We start from the raw sequence: 2221 nt of genomic DNA on the forward strand, positions 1-2221 counted from the left end.
GCTAAACAGAAATCTTCTAATTTATCTACTGATATTTTTACTTTATTGGGAAATACAGATATTACTTCTGCATTAATTTTTTCTTGTTCTACCATAATAATTATATTATTTTATTGATATGAATTGTTTGTTCAACTAATATCTTGATATGTTCATGGTTCGTATTTTCATAAAAAGGTATTCTTGTATAAAATTGATAAATCTTTCGAGTCTTTTGTATACTATCTATTACAGAATCTAAATCTTCCTTATTGTACAAGATTTTAAGTTTTAATCCATTGTAACAAGTAGCCTTTTTAACAATTGAATTGACTGAAAATTCAGCATCTTTATAATCGTAGCCATCTATAAAAATAAAGTTGTCATCATGTAAACTTTTTAAAATATTTTTCAATCTATTCTCAGGTAAACCATATAGATATACATAAGGGCAGAATGGACTTGGATTTTTTGCTTCTATTTTTGAATATTTATTTCCAATTTGGATTAGTAAAGATTTTATTTCTGTATCAGAAATTATCGAGTCGCACTCTATAACAAAAAAACGTTCAAAAGGAGATAAATTTAAAGGAGAAAAATATTCTCTTTTAATCATTAAGCAATATTCTTTGATGCTTTTTTTTATCAAGAACCACTGGTTGAAAAATATATCCTTACTATTGATTTTATCAATAAATTCACGTTTTGTTATTCTTCTTTGAGAAATATCCGGATTTATCGATAATTCTTTTACTATTCTTAATGAATTATTGTAATAAAAGTATTCTGCTTCAAAATCATTACAGCTAAAGAGTCTTTTTAGTTCATTAAAAATATCAGTCTCTTGCTGTTCAAACTCTCTTGCTGCAATATCTATCTCCAAATTTGATAAAAATGATATTATTTGTTTATCTTCTATCGAAAGACCTTTAAATGCTTTTAGACTTATAAAGTTACTTTTAAAAAATTCTATATTAATAGGTAATATAAGTTTATCTTGACCTGATTTGTAATACCCATAAATCTTATATTTTATACCATTATTAGCTTTTGATAGATAATGATCTAACATATATCGCAATGGTTGAGCTATAACAGAATGATTATATTCTGTTCCTGCATAATATTTGCATTGAATAGCAGTACTTTCATCAACTGTTTTTAAATCAACATCCTCGATGCCTTCAATACAAATGGAATCAGTTTCATTATTGCATTTTAGTAACTGAAGGATAAAATAGTCAAATTGATAATAATATCCTTTGATTGTTGCTATTGCTGAACGTTCTTTTGCCATATTTAAAAGGTTAATTTCGGTAATCCATTCACTATCTCCATCATCTCTATACTTAATAAAATAACGCTGAGGAGCAAATCCAATATATAGCGGGGATTGTCATGTTCCGTTGCCCAGTCATTAGGATTATTAGTGATGCCGCTATCTTTGTGAGTGATGACGGCATAACGCTCCATAATCCATTCGATAGCACTTTTGCCATTTACTATGTATTCATAAGCTGTGGCTGGTATATTTTCAATCGTTATCTGGCTGTTGTATATAATTTTGCTTTTATCCGTTTTGGAGGGAAAGCGCATCTTTTCAACTTGATAATTGATTGTCTCCATCTCGCCTGATTGCATTACTTTTTCTATTTCGCTCTGCGGAATGGTATTATAGGTCACAATGACTCCGGTTGCCGAAGGACGATTCTCATAGTTCAAATGCAATTCCGCTAAGTTTCTTCCTGCTTTGCTAAAACTCCAAAAATCAAGGGCTTCATCCACTAATGGAATACGGGGCAACATCTTTTTAAGGTCGGCGGCAAAGGCGGTGCGATATTCCGTGCTGTGCAGAATGCCGTAAACATAGTAAAAAATATCTTCTTTACTCACATGTGGACCGTAGGCTTTGCGACAACGTTCTGAAATGAAATCGGAGATGGCATCACGACGAATATAATTATTCTGAATGGTGTCCTCGGCATCATCAAACAAAGTTTTACTCTCAATTTTACGTTCCTCATAGTGATACATTGGGAAACATTGAACTCCAGCCTCAAGAAAATTCAAGTCAACAATCGTTTCAGACATTAAGAAACTGTTTAAAAATGAATTAAAACAATTACTATATAATTATATATCATATTGAATATCAGTTAATTAACCGATATATTATTTAAAACCTAGTGGTTACTAAAACATTAAGTTATGGAACAATATTCAACCAACCTCACTGATAAAC

The 2221-nt window shown here is 30.3% G+C and carries 2 protein-coding genes; both read right to left on the bottom strand.

What is annotated here, in order from left to right; genetic code table 11:
* Nucleotides 1-100: 100 nt before the first annotated feature.
* The gene (locus tag QZ379_RS10075) at nt 101-1276 is read right to left on the bottom strand and encodes a DUF4297 family anti-phage-associated protein (protein WP_005861760.1); all 1176 of its coding nucleotides are present in this window, start codon (nt 1274-1276) and stop codon (nt 101-103) included.
* 2 nt (nt 1277-1278) lie between these two features.
* Nucleotides 1279-2070: a type ISP restriction/modification enzyme gene (locus QZ379_RS10080; protein WP_005861759.1), complete on the bottom strand. Its 792-nt coding sequence runs from the start codon at nt 2068-2070 to the stop codon at nt 1279-1281.
* Nucleotides 2071-2221: the final 151 nt, after the last annotated feature.

Origin of the sequence: Bacteroides sp., from assembly GCF_019417265.1 — a bacterium.
Taxonomy (GTDB): Bacteria; Bacteroidota; Bacteroidia; order Bacteroidales; family Bacteroidaceae; genus Phocaeicola.